This window comes from Sulfurimonas sp. ST-25 (assembly GCF_048079205.1).
In the GTDB taxonomy this organism is placed as follows: domain Bacteria; phylum Campylobacterota; class Campylobacteria; order Campylobacterales; family Sulfurimonadaceae; genus Thiomicrolovo; species Thiomicrolovo sulfuroxydans.
The window spans coordinates 597,843-615,527 of sequence record NZ_CP182225.1 but is presented as its reverse complement, the minus strand read 5'-3'; the positions used below and the strand labels follow the sequence as shown (position 1 = coordinate 615,527).

At 55.6% G+C, this 17,685-nt stretch carries 20 protein-coding genes; 5 read left to right on the top strand and 15 right to left on the bottom strand.

Annotated features, from left to right (window positions below):
- Positions 1-24: 24 nt before the first annotated feature.
- The 3 genes from ACM66T_RS03100 to ACM66T_RS03090 all read right to left on the bottom strand — a co-directional run bounded on the left by ACM66T_RS03100 (position 25) and on the right by ACM66T_RS03090 (position 1,067).
- A complete protein-coding gene (locus ACM66T_RS03100) occupies positions 25-498 on the bottom strand; it encodes a type II secretion system protein (protein ID WP_231020336.1) in 474 nt (157 codons plus the stop codon).
- 89 nt (positions 499-587) lie between these two features.
- The gene (locus ACM66T_RS03095) at positions 588-812 is read right to left on the bottom strand and encodes a hypothetical protein (RefSeq protein ID WP_416768764.1); all 225 of its coding nucleotides are present in this window, start codon (positions 810-812) and stop codon (positions 588-590) included.
- 21 nt (positions 813-833) lie between these two features.
- Positions 834-1,067: a hypothetical protein gene (locus tag ACM66T_RS03090; protein ID WP_231020334.1), complete on the bottom strand. Its 234-nt coding sequence runs from the start codon at positions 1,065-1,067 to the stop codon at positions 834-836.
- Positions 1,068-1,166: 99 nt separating this feature from the next.
- Here ACM66T_RS03090 and uvrB point away from each other — a divergent pair, with 99 nt between their 5' ends.
- Positions 1,167-3,140, top strand: coding sequence for an excinuclease ABC subunit UvrB (gene uvrB / locus ACM66T_RS03085; RefSeq protein WP_231020333.1), 1,974 nt, complete (start codon positions 1,167-1,169; stop codon positions 3,138-3,140).
- Here the strand turns inward: uvrB and ACM66T_RS03080 are convergent.
- Positions 3,137-3,700 carry a DedA family protein gene (locus tag ACM66T_RS03080; protein WP_231020332.1) on the bottom strand — a complete coding sequence of 188 codons (564 nt, stop codon included), beginning with the start codon at positions 3,698-3,700 and terminating at the stop codon, positions 3,137-3,139. The two genes, uvrB and ACM66T_RS03080, sit on opposite strands and share 4 nt — an antisense overlap.
- 80 nt (positions 3,701-3,780) lie before the next feature.
- On the bottom strand, positions 3,781-5,373 hold the full coding sequence (gene pckA / locus ACM66T_RS03075) for a phosphoenolpyruvate carboxykinase (ATP) (protein ID WP_231020331.1): 1,593 nt from the start codon (positions 5,371-5,373) through the stop codon (positions 3,781-3,783).
- A 316-nt stretch (positions 5,374-5,689) separates the two neighbouring features.
- On the opposite strand from pckA, the gene ACM66T_RS03070 reads away from it, so the two are divergent.
- On the top strand, positions 5,690-5,980 hold the full coding sequence (locus tag ACM66T_RS03070; RefSeq protein WP_231020330.1) for a c-type cytochrome: 291 nt from the start codon (positions 5,690-5,692) through the stop codon (positions 5,978-5,980).
- Here ACM66T_RS03070 and ACM66T_RS03065 read toward each other — a convergent pair.
- Positions 5,964-7,154 carry a sensor histidine kinase gene (locus ACM66T_RS03065; RefSeq protein WP_231020329.1) on the bottom strand — a complete coding sequence of 397 codons (1,191 nt, stop codon included), beginning with the start codon at positions 7,152-7,154 and terminating at the stop codon, positions 5,964-5,966. The two genes, ACM66T_RS03070 and ACM66T_RS03065, sit on opposite strands and share 17 nt — an antisense overlap.
- Positions 7,102-7,770, bottom strand: coding sequence for a response regulator transcription factor (locus ACM66T_RS03060; RefSeq protein ID WP_231020328.1), 669 nt, complete (start codon positions 7,768-7,770; stop codon positions 7,102-7,104). The genes ACM66T_RS03065 and ACM66T_RS03060 overlap by 53 nt, the downstream gene beginning before the upstream one ends.
- 38 nt (positions 7,771-7,808) lie before the next feature.
- On the opposite strand from ACM66T_RS03060, the gene ACM66T_RS03055 reads away from it, so the two are divergent.
- Both ACM66T_RS03055 and ACM66T_RS03050 read left to right on the top strand, forming a co-directional pair.
- Positions 7,809-8,405: a hypothetical protein gene (locus ACM66T_RS03055; protein ID WP_231020327.1), complete on the top strand. Its 597-nt coding sequence runs from the start codon at positions 7,809-7,811 to the stop codon at positions 8,403-8,405.
- A 101-nt stretch (positions 8,406-8,506) separates the two neighbouring features.
- The gene (locus ACM66T_RS03050; RefSeq protein ID WP_231020326.1) at positions 8,507-8,725 is read left to right on the top strand and encodes a hypothetical protein; all 219 of its coding nucleotides are present in this window, start codon (positions 8,507-8,509) and stop codon (positions 8,723-8,725) included.
- Here the strand turns inward: ACM66T_RS03050 and ACM66T_RS03045 are convergent.
- Together ACM66T_RS03045 and ACM66T_RS03040 are read right to left on the bottom strand one after the other, a co-directional pair.
- A complete protein-coding gene (locus tag ACM66T_RS03045) occupies positions 8,722-10,107 on the bottom strand; it encodes a Na+/H+ antiporter NhaC family protein (protein ID WP_231020325.1) in 1,386 nt (461 codons plus the stop codon). The genes ACM66T_RS03050 and ACM66T_RS03045 overlap by 4 nt on opposite strands.
- Complete coding sequence (locus tag ACM66T_RS03040; protein ID WP_231020324.1) at positions 10,104-10,670, bottom strand: acyl-CoA acyltransferase; 567 nt, start codon at positions 10,668-10,670, stop codon at positions 10,104-10,106. The genes ACM66T_RS03045 and ACM66T_RS03040 overlap by 4 nt, the downstream gene beginning before the upstream one ends.
- Positions 10,671-10,843: 173 nt before the next feature.
- Between ACM66T_RS03040 and ACM66T_RS03035 the strand changes: the two genes are divergently transcribed.
- Positions 10,844-11,503, top strand: coding sequence for a L,D-transpeptidase family protein (locus tag ACM66T_RS03035; protein WP_231020323.1), 660 nt, complete (start codon positions 10,844-10,846; stop codon positions 11,501-11,503).
- A 61-nt stretch (positions 11,504-11,564) separates the two neighbouring features.
- Here ACM66T_RS03035 and ACM66T_RS03030 read toward each other — a convergent pair whose 3' ends face one another.
- The 6 genes from ACM66T_RS03030 to ACM66T_RS03005 form a co-directional block, all read right to left on the bottom strand.
- Positions 11,565-13,769: an AAA family ATPase gene (locus ACM66T_RS03030; protein WP_231020322.1), complete on the bottom strand. Its 2,205-nt coding sequence runs from the start codon at positions 13,767-13,769 to the stop codon at positions 11,565-11,567.
- A gap of 10 nt (positions 13,770-13,779) precedes the next feature.
- Positions 13,780-14,700, bottom strand: a complete 921-nt coding sequence (gene glyQ / locus ACM66T_RS03025; RefSeq protein ID WP_231020321.1) for a glycine--tRNA ligase subunit alpha — start codon at positions 14,698-14,700, stop codon at positions 13,780-13,782.
- 66 nt (positions 14,701-14,766) lie between these two features.
- The gene (locus tag ACM66T_RS03020; RefSeq protein ID WP_231020320.1) at positions 14,767-15,192 is read right to left on the bottom strand and encodes an NUDIX domain-containing protein; all 426 of its coding nucleotides are present in this window, start codon (positions 15,190-15,192) and stop codon (positions 14,767-14,769) included.
- Positions 15,193-15,233: 41 nt separating this feature from the next.
- The gene (locus tag ACM66T_RS03015) at positions 15,234-15,764 is read right to left on the bottom strand and encodes a hypothetical protein (protein ID WP_231020319.1); all 531 of its coding nucleotides are present in this window, start codon (positions 15,762-15,764) and stop codon (positions 15,234-15,236) included.
- A gap of 140 nt (positions 15,765-15,904) precedes the next feature.
- On the bottom strand, positions 15,905-16,435 hold the full coding sequence (locus ACM66T_RS03010; RefSeq protein ID WP_231020318.1) for a hypothetical protein: 531 nt from the start codon (positions 16,433-16,435) through the stop codon (positions 15,905-15,907).
- 72 nt (positions 16,436-16,507) lie between these two features.
- A complete protein-coding gene (locus tag ACM66T_RS03005) occupies positions 16,508-17,662 on the bottom strand; it encodes an NAD(P)/FAD-dependent oxidoreductase (RefSeq protein ID WP_416768763.1) in 1,155 nt (384 codons plus the stop codon).
- Positions 17,663-17,685 lie beyond the last annotated feature (23 nt).

Below are 17,685 nucleotides of genomic sequence, written 5' to 3'. Positions count from 1 at the left end.
AGCCCGGGGGGTTGTTAAGAAAAATTAGCGAGTAACGGTTGATCCACCCATATTGATCGGTGTTGCTTTATACGCAATGATCGCCGGGTCAGCAGCGACACCATCACAAACAGTAGTACCTGTATTTGTGCCAACTGTAATTGTGGATCCGTTCGCATCAACTTGGAGCGTTACACATCCAGTACCAGCGTCAGAGTCGCACAAATAGGCAGTCGTACCTGCAAGCTTATCAGCTGCAGCATAAGCAGTACCACACGCCCCTTTATTAGCAGGAACACTGGAAACATCTGAATAGAGAGCAAGTTTAAAGTCTGCCTCACCCAGTGCAGTACGCTTTGCAGTAATATCACCGATCAGTGTACGCGCATTTCCGATGATGGCAGAAATTTTCGCATCATCACGTGTTGCAGCAAGTTTCGGGATGGCGACAGCCGCCAAAATACCAAGAATAACGATAACGAAGATCAATTCGATCATTGTAAAACCAGCTCTTTTCATAAGAGACTCCTTAACATAAGTTTTGGCCACACTCGTAACCTGATGTTATTATGTAATCTTCTTACTTATAGAAAGATTAATGGAATTGTTTATTTTTTACCGTCCACTGTTGCCAACATCGTTTCAAGTCTGCTTTCGAGCTCGAAGAGTTCGTAGTTTTTGCGCACATATGCCTGCAGCAGTACTTTCAGATCATTGTTGGCATCCAGTTTGAAATCTTTATCGAGTTGATCGAGCAAGAAATCCGCGAAGGCATCGTCGAGGTCGATATCGAAACGGCTGCGGTTGACGGTGAGGGAGACTTTTTTGCTCATGCGCTTGCCGGATCCTCCGGCTTACCCGAGAATACTCTCGATCTTGTTGACGATCTCTTCGATCTCGCGCTCTTTGGCTGCGTTGTCCGCTTCAAGGCGTTCAATCTGGCCGCGGTAGGCGTCGTTTTGCGTCTGCTGGTTCATCAGGTCGTTTTTCAGGACCTCATTTTCCTCTTTCAGTGCCTGCAGCTGTGCCATCACCTGTGAAATTTTTCCGCCGAGTCTGTCAACGACGCTTTGTCCTTGCTGTTCCATAATTTCTCTGTCCTGTTTCTCTCGTTTGTGCGGCGGGAACGCTCCCTGCCGCGCTTGGCTATAATTCTATCACAAAGAGATAAGAGTAAAGGATGATGCGTGGGCAGATTTGAAGTCGTCACCGAGTATGCACCGGCAGGAGACCAGCCCGGAGCGATTGACACCCTCTCCAAGAGCGTCCTCCAAGGGCACCGTTACCAGACCCTTGAAGGTGTCACCGGAAGCGGGAAGACCTATACGATGGCGAAGGTTATCGAAAAGACCCAGCTGCCGACGATCATCATGACCCACAACAAGACCCTTGCCGCCCAGCTCTACAGCGAATTCAAGGCCTTCTTCCCCAACAACCACGTCGAATACTTCATCAGCTACTACGACTACTACCAGCCAGAGGCCTACATCCCGCGCCAGGACCTTTTTATCGAAAAGGACAGCTCCATCAACGACGAACTTGAACGTCTCCGCCTCTCGGCGACGGCCAATCTGCTCAGCTACGACGACGTCATCGTCATTGCCTCTGTCTCCGCCAACTACGGTCTGGGGGACCCGGAGGAGTACGCCAAAATGGTGCAGATCCTCGAGGTCGGACAGGAGATTGAGCAGAAGGAGCTGCTCTTGCGCCTCGTGGAGATGGGCTATAGCCGCAACGACACCTACTTCGACAGCGGGCACCTGCGCGTCAGCGGCGACGTGCTCGACATCTACCCGCCCTACCTTGAGGACGAGGCGATCCGGGTGGAGTTCTTCGGCGACGAGATCGAGGCCATCTACACCTTCGAAGTGATCGCCAACAAAAAGCTTGAGGAGAAGGAGAAGGTCACCGTCTACGCCACAAGCCAGTTTACCGTCGGGCAGGAGAAACTCTCCCGGGCCGTGAAGACGATTGAGGATGAACTCGGTGAGCGGCTGGACAACCTGCTGGCCAACGAGAAGATCGTCGAGGCGCAGCGCCTCAAACAGCGCACCGAGTTCGACCTCGAGATGCTGGAGACCGTCGGCATGTGCAAAGGGATCGAGAACTACTCCCGCCACCTCACCGCTAAAAAGCCGGGCGAAGCCCCCTACACCCTGCTGGACTACTTCGCCATCAACCATGACAAGTATATGATCATCGTCGACGAGTCGCACGTCTCCCTGCCCCAGTTCCGCGGGATGTACGCCGGCGACCGCAGCCGCAAAGAGGTACTCGTCGAATACGGTTTCCGTCTTCCCAGCGCCCTGGACAACCGCCCGCTCAAATACGAGGAGTTTATCGACAAGGCGCCCCACTACCTCTTCGTCTCCGCCACCCCCGCCGACGTAGAACTGGAGCTCAGCGCCGTCAAAGCCGAGCAGATCATCCGCCCGACGGGCCTGCTCGATCCGCAGATCATCATCAAGGACTCCGACAACCAGGTCGAAGACCTCCACGACGAGATCAAGAAGACCGTCGAAAAAGGGGACCGCATTCTCGTGACGGTGCTGACCAAGAAGATGGCCGAGTCACTCACCACCTACCTGGCCGACCTCGGCATCCAGGTGCAGTACATGCACTCCGATATCGATGCCATCGAACGCAACCAGATCATCCGCAGCCTGCGTCTAGGGGAGTTCGACGTCCTCATCGGGATCAACCTGCTGCGCGAGGGCCTGGACCTTCCGGAAGTCAGCCTCGTCGCCATCCTCGACGCCGACAAGGAGGGATTCCTGCGCTCAGAGACCTCCCTGATCCAGACCATCGGCCGTGCTGCGCGGAATGCGGAAGGGCGCGTCGTCCTCTACGCCAAGAAGATGACGCGTTCCATGAAAGCCGCCATCGACACGACGACCCACCGCCGCGAAAAACAGATGGCCCACAACGAGGCCCACGGCATCACACCGACGACCGTCAAACGCAAGCTCGACGAAAACCTCAAGCTCGAAGAGACGGGCGAACTCTACAACAAGCGCAAGAAAATGGAGAAGATGCCGGCCGCCGAACGTAAAAAGATCCTGGCCGAACTGAATCAGAAGATGAAAGAAGCGGCCAAGAAACTGGAGTTCGAAGAGGCGGCCCGCCTACGCGACGAAATCACCAAGATCCGGCAGCTCTAGGCGCGCTTTTTCGTGGCCCGACTGAGATAGAACCAAATAAGCCCACCCAACACAACGATGATGAGCGGTGCGATATAGGGACGTTCGACGATTGCCTCGTAAACTCCCATGATCGGTTTGCCTGCCAGGTAGCTCCCCAGCCCCACAACCAGCGTCCAGAGCAACGCCGCGAAAAAGTTGAGAACGGAGAAGCGGGTAAAGTCATACTTCGTGATGCCGATGGCCAGCGGAATCAGCGTTTTGATGCCATAAACGAACTTCTGCATAAAGATGATCCAGCTGCCGTGCTTTTTCATCAGCATATGCGACAGTGCAAGTTTGCGGCGGTGTTTGTGAAAATAGTTCAACACCTCTTTCTTGTGGTAGCGCGCCATGTAAAACAGCAGGGAATCGCCCAGAAAGTTCGAAATCATCGCCACCGCCATGGCCGTTGCAAGATCCATCTTGCCCATGTAAGAGAGGACCCCCGCCGCCATCAGGCCTACAAAGCCGCCGCCGAGCGAGTAGAGAAAAAGGGCAATATAACCGTACGTCGTCAGGTTGGAGAACATATCTTCCATATAGTATCCGAAAAAGAAATTTGGGGGATTATACTCTAAAGAGGAGAAGGAAAGGTCAACGGGGAGACCCCGCCCACATGTCAGGACTCGATCTTCGGTCCCGCTTCGTGGTAGTCGAATTCATGACCGCTTCCCTCTTCATACTTGTGGAAGTTGTCGATGAACATCGCTGCCAGGCGATCGCGAGCGGCATCGAATTCCGCTTTGTTTTCCCAGGCGTTGCGCGGGTTCAGGACCTTCGGATCGATATCGCCGAGGGCTTTCGGTACCTGGAGACGGAAGGTGCGTGTCGTATCGAACTCGCAGTCATTAATGGAACCGTCAAGAATCGCGTTGATGCAGGCGCGGGTATCCTTGATGCTCATGCGGCTTCCGATGCCGTACGGGCCACCCGTCCAGCCGGTATTGACCAGGTAGACATTGACCCCGTGCTTGTCGATCTTCTCGCCGAGGAGCTTCGCATAGACCGTCGGGTGCAGCGGCAGGAATGCTTCGCCGAAACAGGCCGAGAAGGTCGCGACCGGCTCGGTAATGCCGCGTTCTGTACCTGCGACCTTTGCCGTGTAACCACTGAGGAAGTAGTACATCGCCTGCTCTTTGGTGAGCTTGGAGACCGGGGGCAGAACTCCGAAGGCATCCGCCGTCAGGAAGATGATGTTTTTAGGATGCCCTGCCATCAGGTTCTGCTGGCGGTTCTCGATGTGCTCGATCGGGTAGGAAACGCGGGTATTTTCCGTTTTGCTGCCGTCGCCGTAGTCGACTACACCCTCTTCGTCAAAGACGACGTTTTCCAGCAGGGCACCGCGGCGGATCGCCGCGTAGATCTCCGGTTCGTTCTTCGGATCGATATCGATAACTTTGGCATAACAGCCGCCCTCGAAGTTGAAGACACCTTCATCATCCCAGCCATGCTCATCGTCACCGATCAGCGCGCGGTTCGGGTCGGTGGAAAGCGTCGTCTTGCCCGTACCGGAGAGGCCGAAGAAGAGTGCCGTATCGCCATCCTTCCCGACGTTGGCGGAACAGTGCATGGCCATCTTGCCTTCAAGCGGCAGCCAGTAGTTCATCATGGAGAAGATCCCTTTTTTCATCTCCCCGCCGTAGAAGGTACCGCCGACGATGGCAATGTTTTCTTCAACGTTGAACAGGACGAATACCTCGGAATTGAGCCCATGTTCTTCCCACTTTTCGTTGACGGCTTTACAGGCATTGAGCAGTGTGAAGTCCGGTGTAAAGCCTTCAAGCTCCTCCGCCTGCGGAACGATGAACATGTTGCGGACGAAGTGGGACTGCCATGCAATTTCGGAGACGAAACGGATGTTGCGGCGGCTGGAGGCGCTGGCACCGCTGAAGAGATCGTTAACATAGAGCTTTTTGCCGGAGAGCTCATTGATGGCGACGGCATAGACCTCATCAAACACCGCTTTGGAAACCGGCTGATTGACGTCGCCCCAGGCGATGTACTTGTTGGAAGGCTCTTCAAAGACAAAGAACTTGTCCTTGGGGCTGCGGCCGGTGAAGATACCGGTATCGACCGTGGTCGCACCGCTGCTGGTCATATGACACTCGCCGTTCTTCAGCTCATGGTCGATCAGATCGTCCATGGAAAGGTTGTAAAAAATCTCTTGGGTATTCTTAATGCCTAATGCTTCCAGTGCTTCCGCATTTATCATCTTGTCTGCCTTCTCTCTTTTGCTGTTCTTATATGGTATTGAGCCTGCCGTTTGCTTTCGCTTAAGACACTGTGTGCGGGCCGCATACAAAAACGAAGTGTGGAATTATACGTCGTTGAAGGCATAACCATCCTGAAAGAGCAAAGTTAAGCTTATCCATACCGTTTCCAACAGCCCTATTCTCCCTTATTATAAAGGCGTTGAACCTATAGACAATTTGTCGTCTGTCGGCATATTCTTGCTCCCTCCGGAAGCTTCACAATCCCTCCACAATGGTTTCCTATACTGCCTATATCAAAACATTAGGAGATACACAATGAAAAAGTCACTGTTACTCATCACCATCCTCGGTGTCGCGCTCAGCGCGGCGGACGGACAGGCCCTCTTTAATAAATGTGCCGCCTGTCACGGTGCCAACGGCGAAAAGCATGCCCTGGGTAAAAGCAAAGTCATCAACACGATGACACCCGCCGAGATCGAAACCGCCCTCAGCGGCTACAAAGACGGAACTTACGGCGGATCGATGAAAGCGCTGATGAAGGGGCAGGCCGCTTCCCTGGACGAGACACAGATCAAAACGATCGCCGAATTCATCGGGGCCAAGTAAGCACGAACTGCGTCGCTTTCCCCTCCGTTTCCACCGCGATGCGGATACGGTAGCGCGCTGCGATCTGTGCTACGAGGTGCAGGCCGATACCAAAACCGCCCCGGCTCTCATCGGCCCGGGCGAAACGCTCAAAAATGTGAGAGAGTTTCGCTTCGGGGATCGGCACCCCGGTATTGGCGATCCGCAGAACATTCTTCCCGATCTCTACCGATACTTTCGTCTCCCTGTCACTGTATTTGACGGCATTGGACAGAAGATTGTCAATCAAACGCGCCGCCAGAGTCCGGTCCATGACAACACCCATCGGCGCATCCACGCTCATATCAAGCTTCAGCCCCTTCGCATCAAAACGGGTCTGGAAATACTCCAGGCGTTCATGCACAAAAGACTCCATGTCAATCGGAACGTCTTCAATACGGACATCCCGGCGCAGCAGCAGAAAGGTCAGATCATCGTAAATCGACCCGATCGTCCGCGCGGCCGTTTCAATGCGGGCAACCTTTTTACGCTGTTTTTCATCCAGTGCCGCCGTCTCAAGACGCTCGACGTTCGTCAAAATTGCCGTCACCGGCGTATTGAGCTCATGGGTCGTGTCTTTGATAAAACTGTCGAGCAGCGCTACCGCCTCCTTCATCGGACGGAGGAAAAGGCGTGACAGTCCCACCCCGGTCAACAGCAGCAGCACAAACAAAATCGCACCGTACATGGCCGCACTGCGCCAATAGAGCTGACGCCACAGCCCGTCGTCCTCTGTCATCATCACCGTTTTGCCGTCTTTGAGTCCGTAGGAGCCCATCGGTATGATCAGGTAGATCATGCCGCTGCTTTCGTGAATACCGGGTGCGAAATCCGGCGGCGGCATCGGCAGATCGCCTCCGACCCGTTTGCCCCCGAGATAAAAGGCTGTATCGTAGGCGGGGTCTTCCGGAAAATCCGACTGTTCCCCTTGCATCCATTTGATCAGGTTCGGCAGGTAGCTCTCCCCTTCGAGCTGCATCGCCAATCGGTGTGATGAGAGCATTTCCGCTTTTGAGGTCTGAAAGTAAAGCAACCCCAGCAGTGCCAGGATGGCAAGTCCCATCAGGGTATAGAGCAGAACGAAAGCGCGGAACGTCCGGTTCTCAGCGAAACTGATAGCCCGTACGTTTGTGACTGATGATACGGTCTTTGCCAACAGCACTCCTGAGGGTTTTGATGTAGGTGCGAAGCGCCTCCTCGCTGGGGCTCTCATCAAAGCCCCAAAGGTGCGCGTTGATCACTTCGTGGGTCACGACATCGCCGCGGCGCTGCAGCAGCAGTTCCAGGAGTCTTCGAGGTTTTTCGGCCAGTTTGACCGGTTCCCCGTTGTCGTAGAGCAGTGCGTTTTGCAGGTCAAAGGCCAACCCTTTTCCCAGATCCATCTTCTCGCTGACGGGGTGGGAGAAGCGGCGGCGGAGCATGCTCTGCACCCGCAGCAGAAGCTCTTTGAGTGAAAAGGGTTTGCGCACATAATCGTCCGCCCCGCTCTCGAACCCCCGTTCCGCATCGGCGGCACTGTCGCGCGTCGTCAGGAAAAGCGCCGGGGTCTCAACGCCGCGCTCCCGGGCCTCCCTCAGTACCTCGAAACCGTTCTTCCCCGGGACGTTGACATCCAGGATCAAAAGATCGAAGGTGCGCTCATAAAGCTGATCTTCCGCGCTCTCGCCGTCGAAACAGCCAACCACGTCAAACCCCTCCTCTTCAAGGTATTCACTCAGGGTTTCATGCAGGGCCGTATCGTCTTCGAGCAGCAGTATCGTCGCATTCTTCATACGGTTGATTGTATCAGGATATGGTAAAATTGTCGACAATGCAACGAACACTCATCCGGTTACTCCCGCTTCTTATTATCCTGCTTGTTACGGGCTGTGCCAAAAAACCGGTGCCGGAGTCCGTGCCCGATCCCATGACGGAAGCGTACCTTCTGGAGCACATGCAGGTCTCCTATCCGGAAAGCAACCTTGTCAGCATCGTTCCGCCAAGCCGACTCTCCTCCCCCCGCTTTGTGGGAGAGCGTGCGGCCATCAGCACGACGTTTACCGTCCAACTCACCCTGGACGACTCGGGCGAAGTGACCGATATCATCCCCACGCGCTATCTGCTTCTCTTCAGTCTCAGGGCAAAGGCCTGGGGCGGGTTCAAAAAAGCCATCGATACCGCCGGGAAACAGCATGATGTCTTCCCTTATACCTCCCAAATCCGTGACGGGCTCTATTACGACAACTTTTACATCAGCGTACCGCGCTCCTGGCTTGAATCTGCGGCCCAAACGGAGACGACCCTGCTCTTCCTGGGGCCCAAAGGCGAGCTCACCGTTTCCATCCCGCCCGTCTACCCAAAAGCCCTGCTGCACTATATCGACAGCGGTGCATACCGTAAAGTAGCTGCTTTTCCCGACAACGAATAGATCCTATTTTCTCCATTGTTTCCGGCTGTGTTCTTCCCCGTTTTTTTGCATTTTGAAAACAAATCCGCTACAATGAACAAAACCGAACAGGAATGCGGAAAATGACCCTGGTACGCAAAAACAACCGGTCCCTCTCCTACTACAAGATCGTCCTCTACCCGACGCTGTTCAACGATTACCTTGTTATCCACCACTGCGGGCTTCACTGTTCAAAATCATCCAAAAAGCATTACTTCAGCAGCAAAAAAGAGGCATTGCTCGGTTCGCTCAACATTATCTCCGCCAAAAAAGCGGAAGGCTTCGAGCTCCTCTCCTCCTAAAACCCTTCGATACCGTATCCAGCCGCCAGGAACATAACAAGCGCTGCACCTCCGGCCAGCAGTGCATAAGGCAACTGGGTCCGTACATGGTCGATATGATCACACCCTGCCGCGAGGGATGAGATGATCGTTGTATCGGAAATGGGGGAACAGTGGTCGCCGAACACTCCGCCGGAGATCACGGCACCGATCAGTAGGGGCATATAGCTCTCCCCCGCGGCCCCCATTGCCACGGCAATGGGCAGCATCACACTGAACGTTCCCCAGCTCGTCCCCGTCGCAAACGCCATAATCGACGCCAATACAAAGACGGCTGCCGGCAGCCATACATGGGCCATCCCCGCCTGCAGAAAGCCCGCCAGATAGCTCCCGGTCCCGACGAGATCGATCACTTTCCCGATGGCAAAAGCAAAGAGTAGAATGGTCGCGATCGGTATCAGTGCGCGTGCACCGTCCAGAGCGGCGTCCCAGTACGTTTTCCACGACATGACACCCTTCAGACGGTACTGCAGCGCGATCCCGCCCAACGTCAGCAGCATCGTATAAAAAACGGCACTGCTTCCGCTCCCTTTGAGCAGATCCCCACCCCCCGAGATCCATAAAAAGAGAAACACCCCCGCGACCATCAGCAGCAGCGGTATGATCATCAAAGAGGCATCCCCGTGACTCACTTCCTGCTCATAGGCTCCATGCGGTGCACTAGTGTGCCGCATGGGCCCGATATCCCAGTCAAACCAGATAACGGAGAAGGTCACTGCGAGCGCGATCATGGCGTAGAAGTTGAATACCACCGAATGCACGAGAATATTAACCGCCTCGCCGTGAAGGTACCCGGCGGCAATCTGCGTAGTAATCAGTCCCAACAGCAGCGCCCCCCAGCCGTTAATGACGAGCAGGGAACAGACCGGGGCCGCCGTAGAATCGCAGACATAGGCCAGTTTTTCGCGGCTAAAGCCGAAACGCCCGGCCAGCGGTCTGCCAATGGCACCGGCAATCAACGAAGTTATGGAAGATTCAATAAAAATGACGATCCCCGTCGCGAACACCAACAGCAAGGCGCCGCGCCGGGAACGGAGCATCTTGTAACGCTCCTGCAGCAGATGAACGAAGCCGTCAATCCCGCCCGATCGCCGTACAAGCTCCATGACCGATCCCACCAAAACGGCGAATGCGAGGGTCTTTAAGATCCACGGCGTCGTAAAGAGCCCGGCAAAAAGCGCTACTATCTCTGTGACGGCTGCTGCCGGGTCGAAATGGGTATAGACCAGAATACCTGCCAGGGTGCCGACCGCCAGGGAGAGCAGCACCTGCCTTGTCAGCAGAGCCAGCACGATTGCCGCAACAGGCGGCAGCAGTGAAAAAACGTCAGGCGTGTAGGTCACAGGGCCATCTGCAGTCGTTTGATGCCGGCCCGCCCGAACTGATCGTCGTAAAGCTCGCTTCGCTTCTCGTCCATCACTTCGAAGCCGAGCTTTTCATAAAGGATCTGCGCGTCCGAAGAGCCTATTTCCACCATCGTCTGTGCCTTCCGATACCCTTTCAATCGCGCGGAGAGCAGGCTCTTTTTGATCAACTCCGCAAAAACGGTAAGGGGGTTGTACCCCTCATTCACCGTCATAAAATCCACGACCCAGGTCTGACGGTCGATCTCCGGTTTGACCAGCAGAAAAGTAGCAATCCGTTCCTGGTAGCCTTCATCGACGCCCAATTCGGCCAATGCTTTTGTAAAGACGTCATGGGTCGCTACCCGGGGTTCATATCCGCAGATCGTTCCGGCAACGGCACCGCCCGACACCGCAAGAAGAAAATTGCTGTAATGGCAGTAGCTTTTGGTCGCGGACAGCGCCAACGCACGCAGACGCTCTTTCAAAACCCCATTGTCCGACGTCTCGAAAATCAGGTCGAAAATACCGATCTTCTTCCCGGCTCTCGAGCTTGTAAGCATAGCGTCTGCCACGATATCAGCGTCATTTTCCGTCGCTTTTCTGACACTCAAATTCATCTGCGTCCCTGCCGTCTATGTTATGATGTAATCACCATTTTATCGTTATGAGGTAAGTGTACCACGAGATGTTACGTTTTGCAAATATGATTTATCTGTTTTCTTATGTGATAAGTGTGACAGTCTACGCGCACGACCAGCTTCTGCTCGTCGTGTCGGAAGACATGAACCGTTCCACTGCGCTCCTGCAGCGTTACGCCGCTGTTTCCGGCGGATGGGAACCGGTCGGCGAAAGCATCACCGTCAACCTCGGTCGAAACGGACTCGGCTGGGGCATCGGGTCCATAGCGCTGCCCCATGCCCCCTCCGACCCGGTCAAACATGAAGGGGACGGTCGGTCACCCGCCGGCATCTTTGCCCTGGGTCCGGTCTTCGGCTATGCGGACAAAACCGCAACAGCTATGCCCTACCTCCAGGCCACGCCGGACCTCATTTGCGTCGACGACAGCCGTGCAGAAGCCTATAACAGTATTGTCCGCGTTCGGCCGGAACACGCCTTCGGAAGTTTCGAGTGGATGCGACGGGAAGACGGGCTTTACCGGCAGGGGGTTGTCGTCGAGCACAATAGGGGAGGCGAGGCCGGGCGCGGCTCCTGCATTTTTTTGCATATCGAAAGAGGCGCCGGTGCCGGAACCGCCGGATGCACGTCGATGCCGGCGACTTCGCTCGCAAAGATCATCCGCTGGCTCGATCCGGCGAAGAGCCCCGTTCTCGTGCAGATCCCCCGCAAAAGTCTGCCCGACGCCCGGCACTATTTCAAAGGCATCGGCGAATAGTCCCCACCCGCACATTCTGCCGTTTCGGTCAGCCTATTGCATTGGCTGAACCCCGAATCTTCTAATGTACGTCTGCCAGATACTGCAGCACCGTACGGCGCGATACGGTTTCCCCCCGAAGCAGAGCGCGAGTAAACCCATCCGTCTCACCGACGATCAAGCAGTGCTCTTTCGCACGGGTGATCGCCGTATAGAGCAGTTTCCGGTCCAGCATCGCGTAGTGGCTGAAGGTCAACGGCATCGCAACGGTGCCGTACTCCATCCCCTGGACTTTGTGCACGGTCAGGGCGTAGGCAAGCATCAGATGGGAAGTGAGCTGCGTGTAGTCGTAGCAGACGACCATCTCTTCAAGGGGATAGACGACGTAGACCTGCTCCGCCTCCTCGTCGATCCGGAACAGCAGCCCCAGCATCCCGTTGAAAATGCGATGCTTCTCCGAAGGGGCTTCCGCTTTGTACCCCTCCTGGCTCCAGGCGGGCATGTTGTCGTTTTTCGTGTGAACGACCTTGTCCATCAGTGCAAACCGTCTGTCGCCCCGCTGGACCGTCTGGCGGGGAGAGGGGTTGAAGTATTCCTGCAGCACCCGGTTGAGATTTTCCGTGCCGAGGGTCCCGCCCTTCATCGGGCTGATCACCTGGAAGGCCGTAAGGTAGGCATAGAGCTCTTTTTGTTTCAGGTGTTCGCGGCATGCCGGGATCGCCTGCACCGCTGCTTCCGCCAATGCGGCCAACACCGCCCCGGCATGCGCCTCGCGGTCAGGGAACTCCCGCGAAGCGATCGGCAAGAACCGGAAGTCGTCGTAATCACCGAAAAGTGCGGGGATCTCGCTGTGCCGCACGGCATCGGCGATGGCCGGGATCGCCTGTGTCTCGCTTTGGCGGTAGATCTTCGTCAGCGTCACCACCGGCATCAGATTGAAACGGATGATGTCACCCAGCACGTCCCCAGCACCGATCGGAGGGAGCTGGGCGTCGTCACCGACAATGATGATCGTCGCGTCCCGGTGGCACTTGCTGAGCAGCCGGGCGAAGAGCGGCGCGTTGATCATAGAAGCTTCATCAATGAGAACGACCTTGTAGGGCATGGCGTCGCGGCCTTCGAAGCGCACCAAAAGGCTCTGGATCGTCGCACTCTCGTACCCGCTCACCTCCCCGATACGCTGCGAAGCAATGCCGCTGAGCGCACAGGTGATCATCTGTTCATGTCCATGCCGCTCTGCCAGTAGGTCCAGCAGCAGCTTTGCCGTCGTGCTCTTCCCCGTCCCGGCGTATCCCACCAGACAGAGCAGCCGCGTTCCTCCGTTAAGCGTCTCGAGCGCTTCGCGCTGCTCCGACCCCGGCGTAAAGGACGCCTCCGCCAAAAAGGCCTCGAGATCGCCTGTCAACGGTTCGTCGTGCCGTTTCAAACGGCGACGAAACTCCTCGTGAATGAAGCGTTCGGCCTCGTACAGCCGTACCGGGGCAAGCAGTTCTCCGCTCAGCGGACGTATCGACTCGTCCGCGATATGTTCTCCCAGCACGGCCTCATAACGCTGCGGGACCGCCCCCTCCTGCAGCAGGACATCCAGTTCTGCAAACAACTCCGCTTTACCCAGGCAGCTGTTGCCTTCGCGTTCGCAGCGCTGTGCGATCGCATACTCCATGGCGCAGGCGAGACGCCGTTCATCCGCTTCGGAGACCCCCATTTTCAGCGCCAGCTCATCGGCACGCCTAAACCCGATCCCCTCTACATTGGTCAGGATATAGGGATTCCTTCGGATCGCCGCAACAGGATCGTTGACCTCTTTCATCGCGCCGGCGATTGTCGTCAACATGGCGGGGGTTACATTATAGGGGGCCAGAAGGCTCCCCAATTCGCGCATGGAACGGAACTGCTTCCAGCGCCCCTGTATCCGTTCAAGACGCTTCTGTTTGATGCCCGCGAATTCCGTCAGTTTTTCGATGTCGTTGTCGAGAATTTCGATCACTCCCTCTTCACCGAAGCGCTCGATCAGCTCCGCCGTCACCTTCTTCGGGAATCCCTTTACGACACGGTTGAGAAAGAAAAAAAGCTCATGCTGATTGACGTTGAGGGTATGGAATTTAAAGGTGCGGCCGTATTTGGGGTGCTCAACATACTCACCCTCAAGGGTGACGGCCGCATTTTCGATGCTGCCGACGCTGCTTTCAAAGTAGTGGCCGCTGATCTTCTCGCCCGTCCCGAGTACGCCGACAAAGAAGCCCTCGTCCTCGTAGAAGATCTTCTCGATCTGGCCGATGAGTTTCATAGGAAAAAGATTACGCCTTTACGCGTGCGAGCCGCTCCGCTTCCTGGGCTTTGTAGAGCTCCGCGCACCCCTTGGCCAGTTCACGGATCTTGAGGATGTAGTTGGCACGTTCGGTCTGGGAGATCGCCTTACGCGCGTCAAGGGTGTTGAAGGTGTGGCTGGCCGCCATACAAAGGTCATAGGCCGGGAGGGGAAGTTCCGCATCGAGGGCACGCTTGCACTCCGCAGCCTTCGCATCGAAGTCGGCAAAGAGCATCGCCGTGTCCGCCACTTCAAAGTTGTATTTGGAGAACTCGATCTCCCCCTCTTTGTGGATATCGCGGTAGAGCGTCTTGCCGAATGCGTTTTGCCCCAGGGCACCTTCTCCGGCTCCGCCGTTCACCTTGTCGTTCCAGACAATGTCAAAGACCGTATCAACGCCCTGAAGATACATGGCCAAACGCTCCGTGCCGTAGGTGATCTCGACGGCAACCGGGTCGCAGGCGACACCTCCGACCTGCTGGAAGTAGGTGAACTGCGTCACCTCCATCCCGTTGAGCCACACTTCCCATCCAAGGCCCCAGGCCCCGAGTGTCGGTGATTCCCAGTTATCCTCGACGAAGCGGATATCGTGCTCTTTGAGATTCAGTCCGAGGTACTCCAGGCTTTTGAGGTAGAGTTCCTGGATATTGTCCGGGCTCGGCTTGATCAGGACCTGAAACTGGTAGTAGCTTCCCAGGCGGTTGGGGTTCTCGCCGTAGCGCCCGTCCGTCGGACGGCGGCTGGGGGCGACATAGGCTACCGACCACGGCGTCGAATCAAGCGAACGGAGGAAGGTTGCGGGGTGAAAGGTCCCCGCGCCGGCCGGGATATCGTAGGGCTGGACGATATTACAGCCTTGTTCCTTCCAAAATTGCTGCAGTTTGAGCAGCAGGTCACTAAATGTCAACATCGCAATCGCCTTGAAAAAAATTACGCAATTATAGCCACTCCTTTCTGAGGCATCGATGGCGACAGCTCAGTAGGTCACGCACTGCTTTCCTGAAAGGTAGTCTTCCACAATCCGCTGATGATCAAAGACCAGTGGCAAGGCCTGCGCTTCATCGCGTGAGACGACTCGAACTTCTTTCGCATCGTCAGCCGCCCGCGGCACTCCCGTTGCCCTGCAGACGAAAACGGCCGATACCGTATGAAAACGCGGATCGCGGGTAGGGTCCGAGTAGACACCCAGCAGCCGATCCACCTGTACATCCAGGCTTATCTCTTCGTTCATCTCGCGGCGCACGGCCTGTTCGACCGTTTCACCGATATCGACGAATCCGCCGGGAAGTGCCCAACCATAAGGTGGGTTTTTCCGCGATATCAGCACGATGCCGGAAAAATGCCCCTCACTGTCAAAGAGCTCGACGATGCCGTCGACACTTACATACGGCGTTTCGATCATCGGAAGAATCCCTGTGGCATATCATCGCAACGGAGCATCTATCAACTCTCCCCGAACTTATAGATGACGGCTAGAAAGAGTTGAGAAAAGTCACGGAGACATTGATCATCGCTGCCTTCGTCGACATCGCCGTACCGCCCGCCTGCCTGCAGCCACCACCCTCCAGAAAGAGCCACGTCAAGCCCGCCTTCCGCGCCGTAATAGAGATTGACGTTCGTCCTCCCGACGGAATTCGCGCCCCCGAAATCCGCACCGAAAAAGAGGTCGAACGTTTTGGACGGACGGTAGACGTACTGCAATGATCCCCCGATGCGGCCGGCGTAGTTGTAATCGTCAGTGTGCCAGATAGCTCCGTCGAGCAGAAATCGGACGTCACCCTCCTCGCCGCCCAATTTCCAACCGACATACCCTGTTGAAACGTTTTCGGACACCGTACCCGCCGAACCGGGAGCATTATAGTTCGTCTCGACATAACCAGCTTCTACACCGAAAATGGAGGAGAAGCTGTTCTCTTCGGCCATGATGTACGGACCGACAGCGAGCAAAAGCCCCAGGGCAATTTTTCGAATCATTCTATGTTCCTGAATCGTGATGGGAAGTACGGTCTCTATAGCCTATTACCGCCTCCCTGAGATAGGGAAGAAACCGTCGCATTATGAAAAAATGCTTTGTAGATGCAGTGCAGCGGAGCTACCGCTGCACTGACAGCGCATTAATAATCGCTGTCGAATTTGAAGATTGCAGAGACATATCCCTGAATGAAGTCTGTCACAACACTGTCTTTGTTCGAATTCGCCACGTCGCAAAAGCGTCCGCCCACTTCGATCCCGAAACTTTCGCTCAGGTTGAGGTTGAAACCGAGGTCCGCACCATAGTAGGGATCAACGTCCGTATCGCCAGCAGAGTTAATCACACCACCGTTGAGGCCCATGAAAATATTGAACACATCCCCGATCGGCAGAAGATACTGCAGTGCCCCGCCGACCTTGCCGGCTTTCTTGTACTGGTCATCCGCATACCAGAAACTGCTGTCGATAAATACGCGGTAGTGGCGGCTCTCCGCCCCCAGTTTCAGACCGCCCGACATCATACCCACTTGACTTGTTTCCGTACCCGCGGTCCCCGGCGTGTTGTACTTCGTATTAATATAACCGACTTCCACACCGAGAAGACCTTTTGCGTCCTCGGCATAGGCATTCATTCCCAGAACCAATAACGCCGGCAGCATGATTTTTTTAAGCATAGTACACCTTTTACTACAGTATAACACCTGCTGTGTTTCCCTGATTATACCCACTGCGATTTTAACGCAACTTTAAACCGCCCCGATGTGATCCGCCGCACACCGTCCACTTGCAAAGGCCCACTGAAAGTTGTAGCCGCCGAGTTCGCCAGTAACGTCGACGACCTCCCCGACAAAATAGAGCCCCCGTACGCCTCTGCTCTCACATGAATAAGGTTTCAGCGCACTGCAGGCGACACCGCCCTTGCTCACCTCCGCTTTCGTAAACCCGAAGGTCCCGGCCGGGGCGAACGTATAGGTGCTCAATGTTTTGAGCATTACTTTTTCTTCTGCTGTCACTGTACTGCAGGGCTTATCCGCCACCCCGAGCATATCGAGAAACGCTGTTACAAAACGTTTCGGCAGCGGAATAGCAGTGGCAATTTTTTTGTTCCCACCCCGTTTCAACACCTCTTCGACAGAAAGGCCGTCTAGGAAATCGATCGTGATCGTCCCCTTCTCCCAGTAGAGCGACGCGGACAGGACGGCCGGACCGCTGATGCCACGGTGGGCAAAAAGCATATCCTCCCTGAGACGTTTTTCGCTGACATGTATCGTCACCGGAAAACTGATTCCAGTCAACGCCTTCATCCAGAACTGCTCTTTTTGCAGTGTCATCCCCGCCAAGGCCGGACGGAAAGGCACCGTCTCGATCCCGAAACTTTCAGCGATCTTCAGGCCAATGTCCGTCGCGCCCACGGAAGCGTAACTGACCCCTCCCGTGGCGACGATCACGTTGCGTGCCTTGAGTGTCGTTTTATCCGTCGTAACGATAAAGCCATTTTCCTTCTGCCGGACCGTCTCGATTCTGTGTCCGAGGAAGAAGCGGACCCCTTCGGCGGATTTGATCAGGATATCGATGAGTTCCTGGGCACTGCGGGGGCAGAAATAGTAACGTGCTTTGCGGACAACAGGCTCACAGCCCCGCATCCGCACCCATTTCAGCAATGCATGCTCGTCAAAACGTTTGAGAACACTCCTTACCAGTGTCTCATCTCCGAGATAGTTGTTTTCGGAGACCGAAACATTGGTAAGGTTGCACTTCCCGCCCCCGCTGATGCGGATTTTCGCCCCGGGTTTCGCATTGCCCTCAACGACACAAACAGAGAGACCGCCCCGTTCGCTCAGGCGTGCCGCGGCCATCAGACCCGCCGCGCCGCTGCCGAGAATGGCTACATCAAACTCCACGCGTCCCCTTTCGGTATAATTGC